Here is a 19,738-nt window from a genome sequence, read left to right as displayed (position 1 = left end):
ACCTAAAGCTTCGACAGGCTCAGCTTGACATCGCTAAAAATCAAGCGTTTAGTATTAGAGGTGTCACACTGAGCTTGTCGAAGTGCCTGTTATAAATAATTGATTTTCATATCAGTGCATAGTAATAGGTTGTTTAACGGATATTCAAAATTTTAAATTTAACCGCAAAAAATACAAAAGACTTTATTGAATTTATTTAGAGTATCTCAAAAGTCTGCAAAGAGAAAAAATCTTTGATTTTTTTAAAACTTATGTGCTTTTTTTCCATTTAAGTAATAAAATAGCTTAAATCTTTTGCATCTTTTGTGATAAAAAATCTAAACACTATAAAAACATTCCACCGGAAGCTTCAATTCTCTGTCCGTTGATCCATCTTGCGTCTTCCGTACATAGGAAAGCCACTATTCCACCGATATCGTCGGGGACACCTGCTCTTCCTAAAGCGGTATTATTGGCAACCATAGTATTGATGTTTTTATCATCTCTTGTTCTTCCGCCGCCAAAATCTGTTTCAATAGCACCGGGAGCCACAACATTGGATTTAATTTTTCTTGCGCCCAGTTCTTTTGCCTGATATTTCGTAAGCATGTCAATCGCTGCCTTCATAGAACCATACACAGAAGATCCGGGTAATGCAAACCTTGCCAAACCTGAAGAAACGTTGATGATTCCTCCTCCTTCATTCATAAAAGGCAAAAACTTCTGAGTCAGGAAAAATACTCCTTTGAAATGAATATCCACCATATTGTCCAACTGCTCTTCGGTAACCTCCGGAATCGGGCAATATAAAGCTGTTCCCGCGTTGTTGATGAGATAATCGATATTTCGACTTCCCGTATTTTCTTCAAGATGATCTCCAACCGTTTTCACAAAAGCATCAAAACTTTTCACCTCTTTTGTATCCAACTGATAAGCAATTGCTTTCTGTCCTAAAGACTGAATTTCTTCTACTACCTTATCCGCTTCTTCCTTATTGGTTCTGTAAGTTAAAATGACATCAAGACCTTTCTGGGCAATTTTAATAGCAGAATTTCTTCCTAATCCTCTGCTTCCCCCTGTAATCAGAGCAATTTTTGTTCTTGTTTCCATTATTTAATGATTTATTTTAATGAGACAAAGTTCAGGTAATTTATGGTTCAGGCGTTTGCTTTAATCAAACTTAAATTTGCAAAATTCAAATCATGACCGGAATTCCAAAGGAGCGAGAGATGTTTTCTTTTTGAAAAAGTTAGAAAAGTGTGCAATTTCCTCAAATCCGAGAGCGTAGGAAATCTCAGAAACATTCCACTTGGTCTGTTTCAGAAGAATTTTTGCTTCCTGAATAACCCTTTCTGCAATAATTTCCGTAGTGGTTTTCCCCGTACTTTCTTTTAGTTTTTTATTTAAATAATTTACGTGAACCGCCAATCGGTCTGCATAATCTTTTGCCGTTTTCAGCTGCAGTCTCTGATCCGATGATTCTATGGGAAACTGCCTTTCCAACAGTTCTATAAACAGCGAAACAACACGCAGTGAAGCATCATTTGACGTCGATAATTTTGAAGCCGGCTGCAGCTTCTGTCCGTAATGAATAAGCTCCAGAACATAATTCCTGATAAGGTCATACTTAAAAATATAATCGGAATTAATTTCTTTTTTCATCTTATCGTACAGCTGTTCAATTTCATCTGCCAGATCATCCTCAATTTCAAAAAGAGGCACATTTCCAGGCTGAAAAATTGGCAAATCTTCAAGGGTATTATGCGATTTATCCTTAATAAAAAAATCTTCCGTGAAAACGCAGAAACTTCCCGACTGAAAAGGATCTTCCGGAATCCAATGATACGGAACTTTAGGAGTCGCAAATAAAAGCGCATTCCCTTTTATCTGAATAATTTTATCTGCATATTCCGCCCTGTTTCTGCCTCTTATTAAACTTATCTTATAATATTTCCTTCTGTTGTAAGGCATTTCGGAAGTTGTTTTTGCTCTTTCCAGAGTTTGGGCAATATCAAACACATTGAAATGACCAATTTCTTTATGAAGCCCTTTCGGAAAAATGGTTTCGAGATCCGTTCCGAGTTTCGCGGTCATTTCTCTGTAAAAATCATCCAACGAAGTGTAAGAAGTATGCTGCATTTTTTCCATACCTAAGAATTTGTAAAATTCAAATGTACGGAATATTCTTTCTGAAATCCACAACAATAATTTTATAAATTTATCAAACCAAAGTGATTTATATTGAAATATTTTATAAATTAGTAATTACCAAATTAAAATTATGTCTTATATGAAAAATCAAAATCTATCAAATGGAAAAAAGCTTAATAATAAGCAGCTAAGATCCATCAAAGGCGGACTGCAGCAATGTGTTGATCCAGAAACAGGACTCTGTAAAGCATATGGCAGACGTTGTGCAGAACCGGAATGTTTCGAACTTCCTTAATTCTTTAAAATCATCATTATGAAAAATCAAAAGTTACAAAACGGAAAGAAACTGAATAAAAAACAGTTAAAATCTATTACTGGCGGAAAAGAAATATGCACAGATCCTTTTACCAAAGAATGCCTTAAATACGGTATTGGCTGTGTAGAATTAAAATGCCAACTCGTTGATTTATAAGCTATTAAAATAAATAAAAACGCTTCGAAGCAATGCTCCGGAGCGTTTTTCAATATAACTAACTTTAATACTTTATTCTTATACGTTGAATCTGAAGTGCATGATATCACCGTCTTTTACGATGTATTCCTTCCCTTCTACAGAAAGTTTTCCGGCTTCTTTTACTTTTACCTCAGAACCGTAGTTTACATAATCATCATACTTGATTACTTCTGCACGGATGAACCCTTTTTCAAAGTCGGTATGAATTACACCCGCCGCTTGAGGAGCAGTCCATCCTTTTCCGATTGTCCATGCTCTAACTTCTTTTACTCCTGCTGTGAAATAAGTCTGTAATTTCAATAGATCATAAGCTTTTCTGATCAGTCGGTTTACTCCCGGCTCCGTAAGACCAAGTTCTTCAAGGAAAATTTCTCTTTCTTCAAAAGTTTCCAGTTCATTAATGTCTGCTTCAATCTGAGCGGCTAAAACAACTACTTCTGCTCCTTCATTTTTAGCCATTTCTTCAATTTTACCAATCCATTCGTTACCATGCTTGATGGAATTTTCATCCACGTTACAAACGTAAAGAACCGGCTTATTGGTTAATAGCTGAACATCTCCTATAATTGATTTCGTAAGATCGTCTGTTGCAAATTCTCTTGCATTTTTACCGTCTTCTAAAAATTTTTGAAGACTCTGAAGTGTTTCATAAGCCAGAACATCTTCTTTTTTACCGGATTTGATGAACTTTTTAGCTTTCTCAACTGCTTTTCCTACCGTTTCAAGATCTTTCAGCTGAAGTTCGATATCAATGATTTCTTTATCTCTTAACGGATCTACAGAACCTTCTACGTGAACAATATTTCCGTTATCAAAACATCTTAAAACGTGGATAATTGCTTCACACTCACGAATATTGGCAAGAAACTGGTTTCCTAAACCTTCTCCTTTACTTGCTCCTTTTACAAGTCCTGCAATATCTACGATCTCTACAACCGCAGGCAAAACTCTTTCAGGTTTTACCAATTTTTCCAGCTCAAACAATCTGTGATCCGGTACTGAAACAGTCCCCAAATTCGGTTCGATGGTACAGAAAGGATAGTTTGCCGACTGTGCTTTTGCGTTGCTCAGACAGTTAAAAAGAGTTGATTTACCTACATTCGGTAAGCCTACGATTCCACATTTCATAACGAAATTTTTATTTTATTTATAATGCTATGAACCTTTCGGTTTCATATTGTAAAATTCTAAGTTTGAGGTTTACTGTTCAAATCGGAGGTTATTTCCAATCTGAACTTTCAGCGTGCAAAGATAGTGATTTTAAAGGGAGTTTCATAATAAAAAAATCTGCCATTTTCTGACAGATTTTTCAGTAATTTGATTTCAAAAAAGATTGTTAAGGATTATCTCCCGTCGCTTCCTGCGCCAAAGGAACATCTCCCGGAGTTTCCTGTAAGGTTTTATCTAAGGTAAATAAAGATTCATCAGATGCTCTGTCTCCTCCCGCAATTTTCAGTTTGTCGATTAGATTCTGTGCCAGTGTTTCCTCTTCAATCTGCTCCTGTACAAACCACTGCATAAAGTTCCACGTTGCCCAGTCTTTTTCTTCAAGAGCCATATCTACGATTTTATAAATGGCAGTGGTGTTATCTACTTCATGTTTGAAAACTCCTTCAAAACAATCGGTAAGTGATTCCGGATCTGCCGGAGGAGCAGGAATTGCATCTACTTTTGGCTTTCCGCCTCTGTTTAATACATATTCCATGAATTTGATGGAGTGATTTCTTTCTTCCTGAGCGTGCCTGTACAGGAAATTCGCAATTCCCTGATATCCTTTGTCGTCTGCCCAGATTCCGTATGATAAAAAGGTGTGTGAAGCGTGAATTTCTTTGTTCATTTGGTCGCTTAATGCTTTTTCAATGGAATCGGAAAGTCTTTTGGTATTCATAATAGATATTTTTTGTGATTATGAATCTATGGATACAAAAATGGTTCCGAGAAGTTTTTATTTTTAACCAAAAACATTCACAGACATTCACAAACCACTGAATTACAATATTTTAATCTAATAATTTATAGTTATTCTAAAATATGAAGCTGAAGTTTTCATATAAAAAGAAAACTTCAGATATAAAAACGGAAGTCTTCTCTAAAAAAGTTATCTCTGTACTATTGCTTTATCAATGTTTTGGTAAGCGACTTTCCTTTTCCTGTTATTTTTATGAAATAAGTCCCAGCCGGAAAATGACCGACATTGAATTTTTCATAGTAAACATCGTCGGAAGAATTGACTTTTTTTGATAAAATTAGTGATCCTTTCGCATCAATAATTTCAATCTTCATTTCCTTTTCCTTTGATTTGAATTGTATATTTACATCCTGATTCGAAGGATTGGGATAAATCATAAAATCAATTGCTGTAATCTCTGTTTCTGAAGCAGATAAAATTCCGTTGGCGCATAGCGGAATTCTGTTGATCCCATCAATTCCCCAAGATGGCTGAACGGGAATACAAAGCCAGTTCAATACAGTCGGCAAATGATCCGTTTCCCGGGTTGTCGATAAATAATTATAAATTTTAAAATTAGTAACCGTGTTCAGATTTCTGGCAGGAGATCCGGTAATCGTAACAGTGTTTGCATTCGGACCAGAATCCGCCAGTGTATTTCCCGAAACCTCATCACATTTCCAGTTGGCAACCAATTGAGAATAATATGGATGCGAAGCCGTAATATCCTGATTTGCCCAATTCACGATGACCTCATTCGGAAGCGCAGATTTCCACACTCTGATGTCTCTGTAGGAAGCTGCAAGCGTTGGACTGTAGGTATTCGTCCCGTCCTGATTGATTGTAAACGGAAGTCCCGAATCAATATTTCCAATGGTATTCATTTTTGCAAAAGTTACGGGAACGCCATCTTCATACATTGTTACAAGTCCGTCTCTGTCGAAACTTACAGCAATGTGTTTCCATGTATTGAGTTCCATTTTTCCGCCCACAAGATCAATCCTGTTGGTTCCGTCGCCGATATTCATTTTAAAAGTCTGTCCGGAATATCCTGAAATTACAAAACCTTTGTTCTTTCCGTTTGCCCAGTTTTTATTACTGATCATTACAGGATCACTAGTGTACGCAACATTGGGTTTCACCCAGAATTCAACTGTAAAATCCTGAGTTGCCCCAAAATTAAATGGAGTCTGATTCGTAGGTTTTGCATACGTTCCTGCAGGAAGATTGAGCTGATTGAACGTTTTAGAAGATTCTGAAATGGTTCTGCTGATTTGCTGAGGAGTAAAATTAGGATTAGAATAGATGGTAAAAATATTTCTTTCCGAAAGATTTCCGCCTCCATGCCCGTTATCTACCGCTCCGTGATCCGTGGTTAAAACAACCAGCCAGTCTTCATTATTGTACGTTGATCTGTTTTTCATGGCGTTTACAATTTCTCCGATGTACGTGTCGATGGTTTGTATGGCAGAAACATACTGCGGTACAGAAGACGAAAAACCATAAGAATGTCCGGCGTGATCCACATCATCAAAATCAATAAATAAAATGTCCGGATTATCATTTTGCAGTGCATTTACAGCCGCATTTTTCACTGCAAGATCTGTTGTGAAATTAGTCTTTACATCGGCATTTTGAACAATGGTATTGTTAACCGGAGCCCAATGAGCCAGAGAAATAGTTCTTAAATTGGGATTATACGCTTCTGCTCTCGTTAAAAAGTCAGGGTAATTTGCATAGTTCGGACTGGTAAAATTATTGTCCTGCACATTGTGTTTCGTATGCCAGACTCCTGTAAGCATCGTGCTCCAGCCGTTTCCGCTCAAAGTAATTGCAGCACAGAGACCGTCTAAAGAATAAATTGACTGATCTGCCAGTGCATGAATGTTCGGCGTACCGGAAGACATCATAACATCCGCCCGACAACCGTCGATCCCGATGAAAAGAACTTTCTTCGTCTGAGCTCCGAGAAAACAGCTCATTACGACTGCCATTGAAAATAGTTTTGTTTTCATAATAATAAGTGGGTTTTGAATTTTAAGATTTTACAAACTTTAGGTTGATTGAGTAATTTAAAAAAGGGACGTTTGGAACTTTGGGAACTTTGTCAAAGTTTAAAACTTTGACAAAGTTGATTTCCTGGATTTCAGAAATTAAAAAAGAGGCTGAATTGGAATAAGCGTAATTTGAAAGAATTAGTAAAAAAATCGTTCAGCCTCAGAAATCGTGTTAAAAATATAATCGGGATTAGATTTTTCAAGTTCAGCCTTGCTCTGTGCTCCGGAAAGAACAGCTACCGTAACTCCGCAGCCTGCATTTTTGCCTTCTTCGATATCAATGACGGAGTCACCTGCTTTTAAAACTTTTTCAGGTTCCTGAATATTGAATTTTTTCATAGCCAGAAGAATCATTTCCGGGCTCGGCCGGCTTTCCGCAACATCGTCGGCTGTAATTAAAGCATCAAAGTGCGCATTTTCTTTCCAGCCCAGTTTTTCCAAAAGCTGCAGGGCAATTTCGGAAGTATAACCTGTATTTAAAACAATCTTTTTATCCTGAGCTCTCATCTTTATCAGGAAATTTTCAACGCCCTTAATGGGTTTTACCTCTAAATTCTGATAGGCTGTTTTTAACTGATCCGAAAAGCTTTCAAAAATGGCAGCCGCGTCTTCTTCATTTCCGCCTATTTCTTTTAACAGACTGCTGATTGCTTCCAGTTTTTCCATTCCGGCGCAGCTTAATAACACTTTTTCCAGAGAAACGTTGTATCCGTAATCATTCATGGCTTTCATTAACGTTTTATATACCACGTTATCTTCATCAATGGTGGTTCCAGCCATATCCAGAACCAGTAATTCTATGTTCTTCATTTAATTTTATGCGTAAATTTTATCTATATTAAATTTTGAAAAGCCTCCGCTTCCCGTCATTCCCTTTCCTCCGATTCCCGTTACAATATGAATGTTGGGAGACGGACTGTACTCGAAAATATCTTTTGTTTTGCACTGGGAATACACTCCAAACCATCTTCTCTGGATCTCATAGGTCGGAAGATCTATGATTTTCTTTGCTTCATTGATCATGAATTCATCTATTTCCATATTCAGATCAAATCCTAGATCATCTGCATTTTTCGCATCTGCATATTCATGAGAATCTCCTAAAATAACCGAACCGTCCAAAGTCTGTTTGAATAAAATATGGACTCCGTATTTTTTCTCAAAGGAATTCGGGTCTTCCAGTGACTTGATTTTTTTGAAAGACGGACATTCTTCAAAGGCTTCATACCTTCTGATGGAAAGTCCGGTGAGAATATTTCCCTGAAGCGCATAAATTCCCTGTGGTTTTGTCTGAAGCATCTGCAGTTTGCTTACTTCGAGATCACTTTCGTTAAAAACTTCAGGATATAACGTTTTAAATTCATGTCCGCCGCAGATGATTATTTTTGAGGCGTTCAGTGCTGTTCCGGCTGCAGTGATGGCAATACATTCTCCGTCATTTTCATGGGTTTCAACAATGGTCGTATTGTAGAAAATTTCCAGCTTCAGTTTTTCCTGTAGGAATCGGTGAAATTTTACAATCATTTCAGCAGAATCCACCGATAATTCCTGAGGGAAAAACAATCCGCCCTTACAGTAATCTGAACGAAGACCATCAAATTTGCTGATGCATTCGCTTTTTGACAGAAGAACAGATTCATAATCATTATTTTTATTGATTTCATGCAGCTCGTTAATTAGCTGAAGCTCTTCGTCATTGGATGCGATATAGACCGAACCGTTTTTTCGTACCGTTAAATCAGCCTGAAACTGAAGTTCGTTATACATGGCTAAACTTTCTCTTCCGAAGTTCTGCCATTTGAGATCCATTCCGGAAGGTACGACCTGTCCGAAATTTCTTACCGTTGCTCCTTGAGGAACCGAATTTTTCTCTATTAAAGCTACTCTAAGTCCTTTTTTCAGCGCATGATAGGCATGAAAGGTTCCTAAAATGCCTCCTCCTACAACGATTAAATCGAATTTTGTTGTCATTTTTACTATAATTTATATACTTTTCGAAGGATCGAAATTGATGTACGGTTGGTTATTGATTTCATTTTTTCCTGATTTTCTTCTGAATGCGACCAATGCGATGAAGGAAGAAACCAGCACAATGGCTACGATGATGTAGTTTAACCGGATATAAAAATTCAGCCATGAAGTCTGCGGTGAGCCGAAATTTTTGTAAAGCAGAATCAGAACACTTCCCAGATACCCGAAAGAATCGACAAGATAGATCAGAAACCCTACGTTCCCTTTGATATTGAAAGCGGCAATCATCCTGTCGAAATACATTCCGTTAAACGGGATATAACAGAGGTACATTCCGAAACCTGAAAGAACCATCCATAAAAAAGGCGATATAATTTTGATTTCAAATAAAAAGGTTGAAAAACCTACGGTTAAAATCCCTCCAAAAAGAAGATAATGATACAAGGCAAAAGCTTTTCTGTTGTTTTTGATCTTTACCATAAAACCTAAGATTAGAAGCACCATAACAGCAATCGGAATTTCCGTTAAAGTAAAGACAGAGCTGCTGAATCTGATGTGCAGATTATCCCAGATCTCGCGGTTGAAATTATCTCTGAAGTCCCTTAAAACTGTAAGACTTACATACAACAATGTAATGCAGACCATCGGAACCAGAAACTGCTGAATGATTTTTTTTCTTTCTGATTTATTAAGCGGCTCTCTTTTGTTTTTTAACAAAATGTCTTCTTCCGTAGGTTGCGGAAGTTTTTCCAGCATCAGTCCGAATATGAGCAACGGAATGATGAATAACAATCCTGCCGAAAAAGGCATCCAGAATTCTGAAATACGGAAAGTATCCATTAAAAACTTTCCTGCGGATTTTGTAAATCCTGAAGAAACCACAAAGCTCGAACACAAAAACAAACCGATGATTTCCGTTGTCTTTCTTCCTTCAATATAAGAAAACACGATTCCCCAGATCATCCCGAGCGGAATCCCGTTAATGAACATACAAAGAATATTGTACGGAGCGGGAATGACGGCAAAACCCAGCAAAGCAATTTCTGCAACTGCAATAAAGATGAATAAATAGAAGATCCTTTTTTCCGGCTTTAATTCTGAAATAAATCTGATCCCGAGAAACTTTGAGATAAAATATCCCATAACCTGCGCAATGATTATCAAAACTTTATAATCGATCCCGAAATAAGAAAGTTCTTCGAAGGAGGCGACTGTAAAGGGTTTCCGGAAACCATACATACAAAAGTACACTCCAAATGCCGCGAAAGCCGCTTTCAGGGTTACTGCTGTTTTTTTATTGACCGCTTTTATCATGGTGATCCGGTTAGAAATTAAGCTTTATTCCCAAGTTGCATCTTACCCCGTAATATTCAACCTGTTCGGGACGGGTTTCGTCTTTTCCGAAATGGTAGATCAGCGGTTTATTCAGAATGTTGTTCACGTCTGCATATAACATGAGATGTTTGGTGAACTGATAGGAACCTCCGAAATCCAGACTGCTGTATTTGCCGTAGTAGGAATCATTGATATCATCTTCCGCATATTCCACAGCATATTTGCCTTTGTAATTGTACGCCAGTCTTGCGTTGAATCCTTTTTTCTCGAAAAACAACTGAACATTGTATAATTCTTTTGCCTGATAAGGAAGTTTTACTTTTCTTCCGCCTGGTTTTACCATTTCAGAATCCATGAAAGTGGCGTTAAGCTGTGTTCCGAAATATTGCAGGAAACCGGGTAAAAAATCGAATCTTCTGTTGATGCCCAATTCGATTCCGCTTAGTGAAGCTGCTTTTCCGTTATTCGGTGCGGTGAACTGTACGCCGTTTATTCCGTTGTAGTTTCCGATGAAAGAATCCTGAAAAATCGGGTCTGTAATAGATTTATAGAATACTCCCCCACTCAGAATTCCCACGTTTGAAAAATAGTATTCTCCCATCAGATCAAAATTCAAAGAATAGGTCGGATTCAGATTCGGGTTTCCGCCTTTGAATTCGTTGTCCGCTTCGCTGTATGTTCCTCCCGGCGTTAAATCTCCGAAATTGGGTCTGGAAAATGTTCTCGTAGCTGCAAAACGCAGATTTATTTTATCATTTACAGTGTATTTAACATGCAGCATCGGCAAAACGGCAAGGTATTTTTTTGTGTTTTCAACAGGAACTAAGCTATTGTTGATTACATTATATCCTTTTACTTGCGTATTGGTATTCGATAATCTGATCCCTCCTAAAATGGTGATCTTATCATTTACTTTATAGGTTCCCATTCCGTAAGCATCGGCGTGTTTTTCAAAGACATCGAAATTTCTTCCGAGTGCTTTATTGTATTCCAGAGCTTCCGAATCGGCTGTATTGATCTTTAAATTTCCCTGATTCTGAAACCAGAACTGATCCATTCCCGATGTCGACAGAACAGGACCGAACGTATTCCCGATGTGGGTGTTCATTTCGCTTAAATATTGAGTTCCATTCGCCTGAGTGGTGATGTACTGTCCAAAATCTGATAAAAGCGGTGCCGTTCCGTTATTCCAGTTGTAGAAAATATCCGAGAATCTGGCATTCCGTTCTTTATCCCTGTATTTGAAGCCGTATTTTAAGGTTAAACGATCTGAAGCATTGATCTCATGGTTAAAAGCAGCGACAATCTTATCCTTTTCTTCAACAAAGACTTTGTAAAATTCAAGATCGGTAAATCTCATTTTGGAGGCATCCATTTTAAAATTGGGATCGCTGTAAAAGCCAAATAACGCGTCCGGATCTTTGTAGTACAATTTTCCGCCATCGGCTTTCCAGTAAGCTCTCGGACCTATTCCGTGATTGGCAATATAAGCAGGATCAATTACCACTCCGGATTGAGTGTACTTAATGACAAAATAGGAGTTGTTCTGTTTATCGGGAATGTTTCCGTATTTGAATTTATTGTCATAATACGATAGATCCCAGTCGATCTTCCCTTTGTTTAACTGATGAACTGCGCCTAAAGAAACCGAAGTTAATTCTGTAATCAGAAGGTTATGGATGTTCTGCAATTCTACTCTTGCGGTGTTGTTTGCGGAACTGAATTTATCAAAACGGATTCTGTGTTTATAGTGCGTTTCATCATCAGAAAGCGTTCCGTACATCCCTTTGAGATAAAATGTAGTTTTGGGAGACAGCACATATTCAAAAGCCGTGTTGATTCCTGTCGTTTTTCTAACCCCATTGTAATCGCGAAGCTCTAACCTGAAAACACCTTCATCCCCGCTTCTTCTGGCTTCAAAATTATCGGTAGACCAGTTTCGGATGAAGTGTGCAAAATTGAATAAATACCCGAATTTTTTATCCTTTGTTCTTCCGCCGTAAAGCAGTCCTATGTTGTAGACTCCTTTATCAGATTTAGCATTGTAACCGCTTCCCAGTGTTGCTTTGAACTCGGTTTTCATGGGCGGTGTTTTCGTAATGAAATTCACGCCGCCTCCGATTCCGTCGGCTTCCATATCGGGAGTAAAAGATTTGTTCACATGAACATAAGAGATAAGTTCTGTCGGAAAAAAATCGAAAGCGGTTGCTCTGGAAGTGGTTTCTTCCTCCGCAGTCGGAAGTCTGTTTCCGTTGATGGTTGTTGATGCCCAGAATGGCGGCAATCCCCTCAGAGAAACAAATCTCCCTTCTCCCTGATCTCTTTCTATGGAAACTCCCTGCACACGCTGAACGGTTTCCGCAGCATTTCGGTCCGGTAATTTTCCGATTCCGTCGGAGGCAATAACGTTGGATATATTGATTGCGTTTTTCTGAAGATTTAAAGCTCTTGCCTCACTGTTTTTCAGAGATCCCGTAACGATGACTTCATCAATGTTTTTCTGTTTCTGAAGCATGGAGATCATTCCCAAATCCATGGTCTGCTGAGATTGCAAGTCTATGGCAATACTTTGATTTTCAAAACCAATATAAGAGATCTGCAGGTCATAATGTCCCGGTTTCAGATCATTGACGGAAAACTTTCCTTCCAAATCGGTCATGATGATTTTGGAGGTTCCGGCAACCTTTACGGCAGCTCCCGGAAGCGGCTGGTTATGGTCTGAAACAATTCCTGTAACGATCTGTTGCTGGGCAGAGATAAAGATACTGCAACAGGCAAAAAGAGGGAATAGAGATTTTTTTATTATCGGCTCCATTGTTTACATATATTAAATTTACACCACAAAAAAAGTCAATAATTTTAATATATGTAATTATTTCATATTAAGTAATGTTTAATAAATGAAGCAGAATTGTTACCTCAGTTTTACCAGCAAAAAGTACCGTATTCTTCTTTTATATTGGAAAAACATGAGTGTTAATAAGTGTTTCGGAAGAAAGGACACCATATGCAATGCATATTTGTTTAATAAAATTTTCAAAAAAACAAACGCTCAAAGATTAATTTAAAGTTAAATCAGAAGGTTTGATAAAAAACAGAAAGTTGCGTATTTGTAAACTTTTATGAAAAATAATAATTGAATATTTGTAAATAAATAATTAAAAAAGAGACGTAAAATTTACCCTGAGTAAAAATACAAAACCAGCATAATGCAGCTTTCATTACTGATGCTCACCGGAACGTGCGGGAATTTTCCGTTAAAATAAAGAGAATCTCCTTCTTTTAATATCACTTCTTCATTATCGATCAGATATTTTACTTCTCCTTTCAGAATATACTTGAATTCCCATGCATCAGTTATTACTTTTTCTCTTTTGGCATTGGGTTCAAGGGTGAGTAAAACCGCTTCAAAACCTAAAGAATGAAGGCTTTTGCTGAAGATATGCATGTATTTAAACCCTTCCGCTTCCACTTCTTTTTCAATAAGCTGCTGGTTTTCTTTGGGCAGATAAATGAATTTGGCGTTTGATTTTTTCTCAACCCCCTCAAAAAAATAACTTGCATCAATTTCCAGAGACTGGATTAAATCCAACAAAACGGGAAGTGAAGGAATCGTTCTTCCGTTTTCTATTCTGGAAACGAGTCCGTTGCTTACATTGGCTCTGAAAGCTAATTCGTTAATGGTTAAATTATTTTTTTTTCTGATGTCTTTCAGTCTTTTTCCAATGCCTATTAAAAAATCATTCATATCATTTACAGTTAGCCAGATCCGGTTATTATATGCAGAAGCAAATTTACTATATTAAATGACAATTCTTCTCAACTATCCGGAATTTGGGGGAAATTTAACCACAAAAGGTGCAAAAGATAACGATAAAGCTCAGTTTCAAAATAATTAAAATCCTCAAAAGCATAAAAATCAAAGATTTTTAAAAACTGTTATTTTCTTTTATTCTTACGCTTGTTAACTTTTAAAAATGTATCAAAATCTTTTGTGACTTTGTGGTTAAAAAAAAGCCTTCTTAAGCGGCAACACTGTCATTTTGAGTAAAAAAAAGTGGAGTAGGAAAATCAAAATAATTTCAGACTAGAGATTCTTCATTGCATAATGCTTCGCAAATTCCATTCTGAATGACAGGGAAATTTAACCACAAAAGGCGCACAAGATAATGATAAAGCTCAGTTTCAAAATAATTAAAGTCCTCAAAAGCATAAAAATCAAAGATTTTTAAAAACTGTTGTGTGCTTTTATTCTTACGCTTGTTAACTTTTAAAAATGTATCAAAATCTTTTGTGACTTTGTGGTGAAAAAAAGGGCTTACATTTTCAACCAATAAAACTGTCATTTTTAAGAGATTCTTCATTGCATATTGCTTCGCAAAATTTCATTCAGAATGACAGGAAAATTTAACCACAAAAGGTACAAAAGATAATGATAAGGCTCAGTTTCAAAATAATTAAAGTATTCAAAAGCATAAAAATCAAAGATTTTTAAAAACTGTTGTGTGCTTTTATTCTTACGCTTGTTAACTATTAAAGATGCATCAAAATCTTTTGTGACTTTGTGGTTAAAATAAAAAAACAGCAGCCTGTTTAATACTGCTGAATTTTATCTTTATTTGCTAAAATTATTTTATTTTCTTGGCAATATAGTCGCTTTCATTTCCTAATCGGTCAATGGCTTTGATGGCAACTGCATTCAGTACTTTTCCGTCTTTATTTTTAGGAATTTCTCTGGAAAGCTGATCCAGTGTAAGGATTTCAGTTTCCCAGATTCCGTTGTACTGGGTAAAAAGCACCCATTGGAAGACTTCTTTTATATTTTTTACGCTCCAGCTTATCTGCGCAAAGTTTCCGTTGTTATTGATGAACAAAGTCGGGGCCTGCAAAGGAATAACTTTTATCCATGATGTTTTCGGAACCAACGCTTTTTCTTTATAAGGTCCGTTTTTCAGTGTAGGAAGCATGTTGGCATTTTTGGTTAAACCGGCAATGCTCCAGTGAATTTCCCCTGCATCTTTCCCTAAAACCTGCCGTGATATTTCGATCTGATTTTTAATTTCTGTCGGACGGTCAGAAGTTTTAATTTCCACCGTATTCAAACCCGGCCATAAATGGCGGTTCATGGTATTTTCGGATTTCCACCAATTTAGCAGTCCTTCAAAAGGCTGCCCTTTAGATTCTATCGGCCAGTACAACTGTGGTGAAAAATAATCTACCCAGCCTTTGTTTAACCATAATTTGGCATCCGCGTAAAGCTCATCGTATTGAGAAGAACCTGCGACTCCTTCCGGATAACCCGGTTTCCAGATCCCGAACGGACTGATCCCGAATCGCACGTAGTTTTTTTCTGCGTGGATTTCTTTATAGATTCTTTCTACAAATTTATTCACATTATCTCTTCTCCAGTCGGCTCTCGTTAAGGTTCCTCCATTGCTTACGTAAGCATTCCAGGTTTTATTGTCGGGAAAATCCGCTCCCTTGTTGTAGGTAGCATAAGGATAGAAATAATCATCAAAATGGACGGCATCAATATCATATCTTTTTACAATATCTTTTACGACGTTTGAAACGTGTCCCTGCGTTTTCGGATCTGCCGGATCAAACCAGTACATTCCGTTTTTCAGGCGGATGACGATGTCGGAAAGCTTATTCACCATAGATAAACTGTTGGGTGAGCCTCCGTTCGAATGATGAGCGCGGTACGGATTCAGCCACACATGGAGTTCCAGTCCTCTTTTGTGAGATTCTTCGATCCAGAACTGTAAAGGATCATAATTCGGATAAGGAGCGGTTCCGGTCTGTCCGGTCAGGAAATATGACCAAGGTTCCAGATTACTGGTGTACAAAGCATCTGCGGAAGGTCTTACCTGAAAAATCACCGCGTTAAAATTGTTATCTTTCAGCATATCCAGCATGGAAATGGCTTCTGCCTTCTGCTGATCGACGGATAAATTATTTCTTGAAGGCCAGTTGATATTGGCAACACTCGCAATCCATGCTCCGCGAAATTCTCTTTTAATTTCCGGAAGATTGGTTCGGAAAGTGTCGTCATTCGGAGGTATAGCCGAAGGGTCTGTGCTTGTAATAGGAAGAGGAGGTTTTGGTATGTTGGGTTTAACGGAATTTTTTACGGGAGTGGAAGCTTTCACTGCGTTGTTCTGTGTGGAACAGGCAACAAATGATGTAAAAAATCCCGATAAAACGATCATTTTTAGGGTATTCATTCTCATAGTCTGCAAAACTACATTAATTTATTTTGTTGATTTTAAATTACGATAATAAAATGAATTATTTGTACTTTGATTTAAATTATTAATGTTTTAACAGGAAAGTAAACAAAGTTTTTTGACTGCTATCTGTTTTAGGTTTGCTAAGGTATTTCACTTAGGTAAACTCTAAATGATTTCCTTACTTATAGATGTTTTAAACTCATCTTAAAAAGTCGTTTAAAGTAAAAGAAAACTCTATAAAGTTTTTATCTGTGTAGAAAACATATTCACAAGGCGTTCTGCGTTCCTTAGTAACGCTATTTTTAGAAAATTTATCGCAGTATAGATATCAATCCTATGGATTGATTGACGGATTTATTCTTGTCTCTACACAGATTCTGCTCCTAAAGGAGCAAATTCTTTTACTTTACGCAAAAGAGATAAAAGACTTTATTGGATTTATTCAAAGTATTTCAAAAGTATGCAGAGATAAAAAATCTTTGATCTTTTAAATTTATATGCTATTTTTTTCGATTTAATTATTAAGCTTAAACAACTAAATATTACAATCTTTTGCATCTTTTGCGGTAAAAAAGTTTAGGCAAGTTTTATATTGAATTCTGACTAAAGCCAGAATTTTTACCGAATATTTAAACCGAGTAAAATCCCCTCCTATTTTGATTAATTTCTAAAAAGATTCTTCATTTCATAATGCTTCGCAAAATTCCATTCAGAATGACAGATTGAATTTTAAACATCCTCTTATTTAAAACAAAAAAAGCCCCGAAAAATCGGAGCTTTACTATATTATAAAAGTAAAATTAAGCTTTAGCTGCTCTTTCCACTTTTTTTCTGTCTTCTTCAGAAAGTAATTTCTTTCTCATACGGATGAAGTTCGGCGTTACCTCAATGGCTTCATCACCCTGAATATATTCCATACATTCTTCAAGAGAGAATAAGATTTTCGGAGCAACTCCTGTATCTTTATCTTTACCTGCTGCTCTCATGTTGTTCAACTGCTTCGCTTCCACGATGTTTACCACAAGGTCACCCGGTTTGTTCTGTTCACCGATGATCATTCCTGCGTAGATTTCCTCTCCCGGATCTACGAAGAACTTACCTCTGTCCTGTAGTTTGTTGATGGAATATTCTGTAGCCGGACCTTGTGTTTTGCTGATCAACACACCATTGTTTCTTCCCGGAATAGCTCCTTTGAAAGGCTTGTATTCTGTGAAACGGTGAGCCATAATCGCTTCACCCGCAGTCGCTGTTAACATCTGAGAACGCAATCCGATCAAACCTCTTGAAGGAATCTCGAATTCCATGTGCTGCATTTCTCCTTTTGTTTCCATGATGTGAAGGTCACCTTTTCTCTGAGTAGCCAAGTCGATTACTCTTGAAGCATATTCTTCAGGAACGTCTACTACCAAAGATTCGTAAGGTTCGCAGCTTACTCCGTCGATTTCTCTAAGGATAACCTGTGGCTGACCGATCGTCATTTCGTACCCTTCTCTTCTCATGGTTTCAATAAGAACTGATAAGTGAAGAATACCTCTACCGAAAACCAGGAACGTATTGGCATCGTCGGTCTGCTGAACTCTTAATGCTAAGTTTTTCTCTAATTCTTTGGTTAATCTTTCTTTTAAGTGGTTAGACGTTACATATTTACCGTCTTTCCCGAAGAAAGGTGAATTGTTGATGGAGAACGTCATGTTTAGCGTAGGCTCGTCAATTGCCGTTCTTTCCAATGGTTCAGGATTTTCAAGATCTACGAAAGAATCTCCGATCTGGAACGCATCGAAACCTACCACAGCACAGATATCTCCTGCCTGAACTTCAGTTACTTTTTTCTTTCCTAATCCTTCGAAAACGTATAGTTCTTTTACTTTTCCTTTTGCTATTTTTCCGTCTGCCTGTGCAAGACCGATCCACTGAGATTCTTTAATTTCTCCTCTCGTTACTTTTCCGATCGCAATTCTTCCTAAGAAAGAAGAATAATCCAGAGAAGTAATCTGCATCTGAAGGTTACCTTCTGTAACTTTCGGCGCAGGAACATACTGTAAAATACCATCCAGTAATGGTAAAATATCCTCAGTCTGCTCTAATGAAGTGTTGAACCATCCCTGTTTAGAAGAACCGTAGAACGTTGGGAAATCCAACTGCTCTTCAGTTGCATCCAGATTGAAGAAAAGATCGAATACCTGATCGTGAACCTCATCCGGACGGCAGTTTGGCTTATCTACTTTATTGATTACCACCAAAGGTCTTAATCCTAATTCCAAAGCTTTCTGAAGTACGAATCTTGTCTGTGGCATTGGTCCTTCGAACGCATCCACCAACAAAATTACCCCGTCTGCCATTTTCAGTACTCTTTCTACCTCTCCTCCGAAATCGGCGTGACCCGGTGTATCAATTACGTTAATTTTCGTGTCTTTATAAGTAACAGAAATATTCTTGGATAAGATGGTGATCCCTCTTTCTCTTTCAAGATCGTTGTTATCCATAATTAACTCCCCACTCTCCTGATTTTCTCTGAAAATATTGGTTGCGTGGATGATCTTATCAACCAAGGTAGTCTTACCGTGGTCAACGTGTGCGATAATCGCAATATTTCTAATGTTTTGCATATAAGATTTTTACGGGTGCAAAAATAGTGATTTTTAATGAAATATGCATCAATAACTTTTGTTAATTAACAAATTCATAATGAGGAATTTAAATATTAGCATCTAAAAAAATCCTCATAATTAGAAATATTATGTCAAGTTTTGTGGTTGTGCACAAATATATTTGCTCAAAGAAATTCTGTAAGCATAGAGGATTTAAATATTTACACTAAAGTCGTGTATCGTTTGATTTAATGATAGCGTCTATCAAGCCTTCAAGCCATTCCTGATGACCATTTATCATTGGATTAGGTTTTTGTTTAGCCAATTGCTGCGCAGGTTTGCCAATTTGACTCTCTTGGGTGAGAATACGTACTCTATTACCCGGTAGATCTTCGATAAGCCATGCGTGGATTACGTCCAACCGAGCCTCTTCATCACCTTCTGCCCAACCATGCCAAGCAAGTCTTGCAGGTTCATTTTCTGAAGGAGGCACAAACTCGGTAACTTGAGCCTCTATCGGAAAACCAAAAGTCTTGAATCGGAATCGTACATCATGATACAATTCATTATCGCCAGCTTTTAAAAATTCAATATCTGAAGAATTGGAGTAATAGGTTGGCCAAGTAAACGGATTAGTAAGGTAAGGCCAAACCTCAGAGGCGGTTATATCTTTTACGATCACCTCATTTGAACAGTAATTGTCGGTTGTGCCCGGAGTATATTTTTCCGGCCATATTATAGCATTTTGTTTCATTTTACATGATTTATATTGAGTAAGCATTCTTAGAGTTGTTTTTAATATAAATACGTTACAGGAAAAATTAGTATTGAAAAATATTCCTGCCTGCAAAAATTTAAAAATTTTACGATTATAAATATCTTTTAGGTATTGTTAAATTAAAATATATTTCATAAATTAGTATTATGAAATGTTATAAATGTCAATCATTAGATAAAGTAAA

At 37.1% G+C, this 19,738-nt stretch carries 16 protein-coding genes; 2 read left to right on the top strand and 14 right to left on the bottom strand.

Annotated elements, in window-relative coordinates; translation table 11 throughout:
* Positions 1-324: 324 nt before the first annotated feature.
* Positions 325-1,089 carry an SDR family NAD(P)-dependent oxidoreductase gene (locus H6W52_RS11685; protein ID WP_116098567.1) on the bottom strand — a complete coding sequence of 255 codons (765 nt, stop codon included), beginning with the start codon at positions 1,087-1,089 and terminating at the stop codon, positions 325-327.
* A gap of 90 nt (positions 1,090-1,179) precedes the next feature.
* Entirely contained in the window at positions 1,180-2,118 is a 939-nt protein-coding gene (locus H6W52_RS11680) for a helix-turn-helix domain-containing protein (RefSeq protein WP_372487777.1), read from the bottom strand.
* A 151-nt stretch (positions 2,119-2,269) separates the two neighbouring features.
* On the opposite strand from H6W52_RS11680, the gene H6W52_RS11675 reads away from it, so the two are divergent.
* Both H6W52_RS11675 and H6W52_RS11670 read left to right on the top strand, forming a co-directional pair.
* Positions 2,270-2,425 (top strand): hypothetical protein, encoded by a 156-nt coding sequence (locus tag H6W52_RS11675; protein WP_123956691.1) that lies wholly within the window; start codon positions 2,270-2,272, stop codon positions 2,423-2,425.
* Between the two features lie 18 nt (positions 2,426-2,443).
* Positions 2,444-2,602 carry a bacteriocin gene (locus H6W52_RS11670; RefSeq protein WP_116098570.1) on the top strand — a complete coding sequence of 53 codons (159 nt, stop codon included), beginning with the start codon at positions 2,444-2,446 and terminating at the stop codon, positions 2,600-2,602.
* A 78-nt stretch (positions 2,603-2,680) separates the two neighbouring features.
* On the opposite strand, the gene ychF is transcribed toward H6W52_RS11670, so the two are convergent.
* The 12 genes from ychF to H6W52_RS11610 all read right to left on the bottom strand — a co-directional run bounded on the left by ychF (position 2,681) and on the right by H6W52_RS11610 (position 19,626).
* Positions 2,681-3,772, bottom strand: a complete 1,092-nt coding sequence (gene ychF, locus H6W52_RS11665) for a redox-regulated ATPase YchF (RefSeq protein WP_087711593.1) — start codon at positions 3,770-3,772, stop codon at positions 2,681-2,683.
* 208 nt (positions 3,773-3,980) lie between these two features.
* Complete coding sequence (locus tag H6W52_RS11660) at positions 3,981-4,532, bottom strand: ferritin (protein ID WP_116098571.1); 552 nt, start codon at positions 4,530-4,532, stop codon at positions 3,981-3,983.
* A 221-nt stretch (positions 4,533-4,753) separates the two neighbouring features.
* Positions 4,754-6,607, bottom strand: a complete 1,854-nt coding sequence (locus H6W52_RS11655; RefSeq protein WP_116098572.1) for an alkaline phosphatase family protein — start codon at positions 6,605-6,607, stop codon at positions 4,754-4,756.
* Positions 6,608-6,787: 180 nt separating this feature from the next.
* A complete protein-coding gene (locus H6W52_RS11650; protein WP_116098573.1) occupies positions 6,788-7,459 on the bottom strand; it encodes an HAD-IA family hydrolase in 672 nt (223 codons plus the stop codon).
* 6 nt (positions 7,460-7,465) lie between these two features.
* Positions 7,466-8,620, bottom strand: a complete 1,155-nt coding sequence (locus H6W52_RS11645; protein WP_116098574.1) for a TIGR03364 family FAD-dependent oxidoreductase — start codon at positions 8,618-8,620, stop codon at positions 7,466-7,468.
* A 12-nt stretch (positions 8,621-8,632) separates the two neighbouring features.
* Positions 8,633-9,934, bottom strand: coding sequence for a DUF5690 family protein (locus H6W52_RS11640; protein ID WP_116098575.1), 1,302 nt, complete (start codon positions 9,932-9,934; stop codon positions 8,633-8,635).
* A 10-nt stretch (positions 9,935-9,944) separates the two neighbouring features.
* Entirely contained in the window at positions 9,945-12,770 is a 2,826-nt protein-coding gene (locus H6W52_RS11635) for a TonB-dependent receptor (protein ID WP_116098576.1), read from the bottom strand.
* A gap of 363 nt (positions 12,771-13,133) precedes the next feature.
* Positions 13,134-13,703 carry a helix-turn-helix domain-containing protein gene (locus H6W52_RS11630; protein WP_084196320.1) on the bottom strand — a complete coding sequence of 190 codons (570 nt, stop codon included), beginning with the start codon at positions 13,701-13,703 and terminating at the stop codon, positions 13,134-13,136.
* A gap of 334 nt (positions 13,704-14,037) precedes the next feature.
* Positions 14,038-14,301, bottom strand: a complete 264-nt coding sequence (locus H6W52_RS11625) for a hypothetical protein (RefSeq protein WP_123891972.1) — start codon at positions 14,299-14,301, stop codon at positions 14,038-14,040.
* 282 nt (positions 14,302-14,583) lie between these two features.
* The gene (locus tag H6W52_RS11620; protein WP_308196692.1) at positions 14,584-16,182 is read right to left on the bottom strand and encodes a glycoside hydrolase family 10 protein; all 1,599 of its coding nucleotides are present in this window, start codon (positions 16,180-16,182) and stop codon (positions 14,584-14,586) included.
* A gap of 806 nt (positions 16,183-16,988) precedes the next feature.
* Positions 16,989-18,794 carry a translational GTPase TypA gene (gene typA, locus H6W52_RS11615; protein WP_087710637.1) on the bottom strand — a complete coding sequence of 602 codons (1,806 nt, stop codon included), beginning with the start codon at positions 18,792-18,794 and terminating at the stop codon, positions 16,989-16,991.
* A gap of 208 nt (positions 18,795-19,002) precedes the next feature.
* The gene (locus tag H6W52_RS11610; protein ID WP_206608143.1) at positions 19,003-19,626 is read right to left on the bottom strand and encodes a hypothetical protein; all 624 of its coding nucleotides are present in this window, start codon (positions 19,624-19,626) and stop codon (positions 19,003-19,005) included.
* Positions 19,627-19,738 lie beyond the last annotated feature (112 nt).

Origin of the sequence: Chryseobacterium sp. C2(2020), from assembly GCF_014218915.1 — a bacterium.
GTDB lineage: Bacteria > Bacteroidota > Bacteroidia > Flavobacteriales > Weeksellaceae > Chryseobacterium > Chryseobacterium mucoviscidosis.
The sequence above is the reverse complement of the archived record's forward strand: the minus strand, read 5'-3'. Positions and strand labels throughout refer to the sequence as shown.

Coding starts and splice junctions, on each gene's coding strand:
- H6W52_RS11675 (WP_123956691.1), top strand. CDS start 2,270: ATGAAAAATCAAAATCTATCAAATGGAAAAAAGCTTAATAATAAGCAG.
- ychF (WP_087711593.1), bottom strand. CDS start 3,772: ATGAAATGTGGAATCGTAGGCTTACCGAATGTAGGTAAATCAACTCTT.
- H6W52_RS11635 (WP_116098576.1), bottom strand. CDS start 12,770: ATGGAGCCGATAATAAAAAAATCTCTATTCCCTCTTTTTGCCTGTTGC.
- H6W52_RS11630 (WP_084196320.1), bottom strand. CDS start 13,703: ATGAATGATTTTTTAATAGGCATTGGAAAAAGACTGAAAGACATCAGA.
- H6W52_RS11655 (WP_116098572.1), bottom strand. CDS start 6,607: ATGAAAACAAAACTATTTTCAATGGCAGTCGTAATGAGCTGTTTTCTC.
- typA (WP_087710637.1), bottom strand. CDS start 18,794: ATGCAAAACATTAGAAATATTGCGATTATCGCACACGTTGACCACGGT.
- H6W52_RS11620 (WP_308196692.1), bottom strand. CDS start 16,182: ATGAATACCCTAAAAATGATCGTTTTATCGGGATTTTTTACATCATTT.
- H6W52_RS11680 (WP_372487777.1), bottom strand. CDS start 2,118: ATGCAGCATACTTCTTACACTTCGTTGGATGATTTTTACAGAGAAATG.
- H6W52_RS11670 (WP_116098570.1), top strand. CDS start 2,444: ATGAAAAATCAAAAGTTACAAAACGGAAAGAAACTGAATAAAAAACAG.
- H6W52_RS11685 (WP_116098567.1), bottom strand. CDS start 1,089: ATGGAAACAAGAACAAAAATTGCTCTGATTACAGGGGGAAGCAGAGGA.
- H6W52_RS11660 (WP_116098571.1), bottom strand. CDS start 4,532: ATGAATACCAAAAGACTTTCCGATTCCATTGAAAAAGCATTAAGCGAC.
- H6W52_RS11640 (WP_116098575.1), bottom strand. CDS start 9,934: ATGATAAAAGCGGTCAATAAAAAAACAGCAGTAACCCTGAAAGCGGCT.
- H6W52_RS11645 (WP_116098574.1), bottom strand. CDS start 8,620: ATGACAACAAAATTCGATTTAATCGTTGTAGGAGGAGGCATTTTAGGA.
- H6W52_RS11625 (WP_123891972.1), bottom strand. CDS start 14,301: ATGACAGTTTTATTGGTTGAAAATGTAAGCCCTTTTTTTCACCACAAA.
- H6W52_RS11650 (WP_116098573.1), bottom strand. CDS start 7,459: ATGAAGAACATAGAATTACTGGTTCTGGATATGGCTGGAACCACCATT.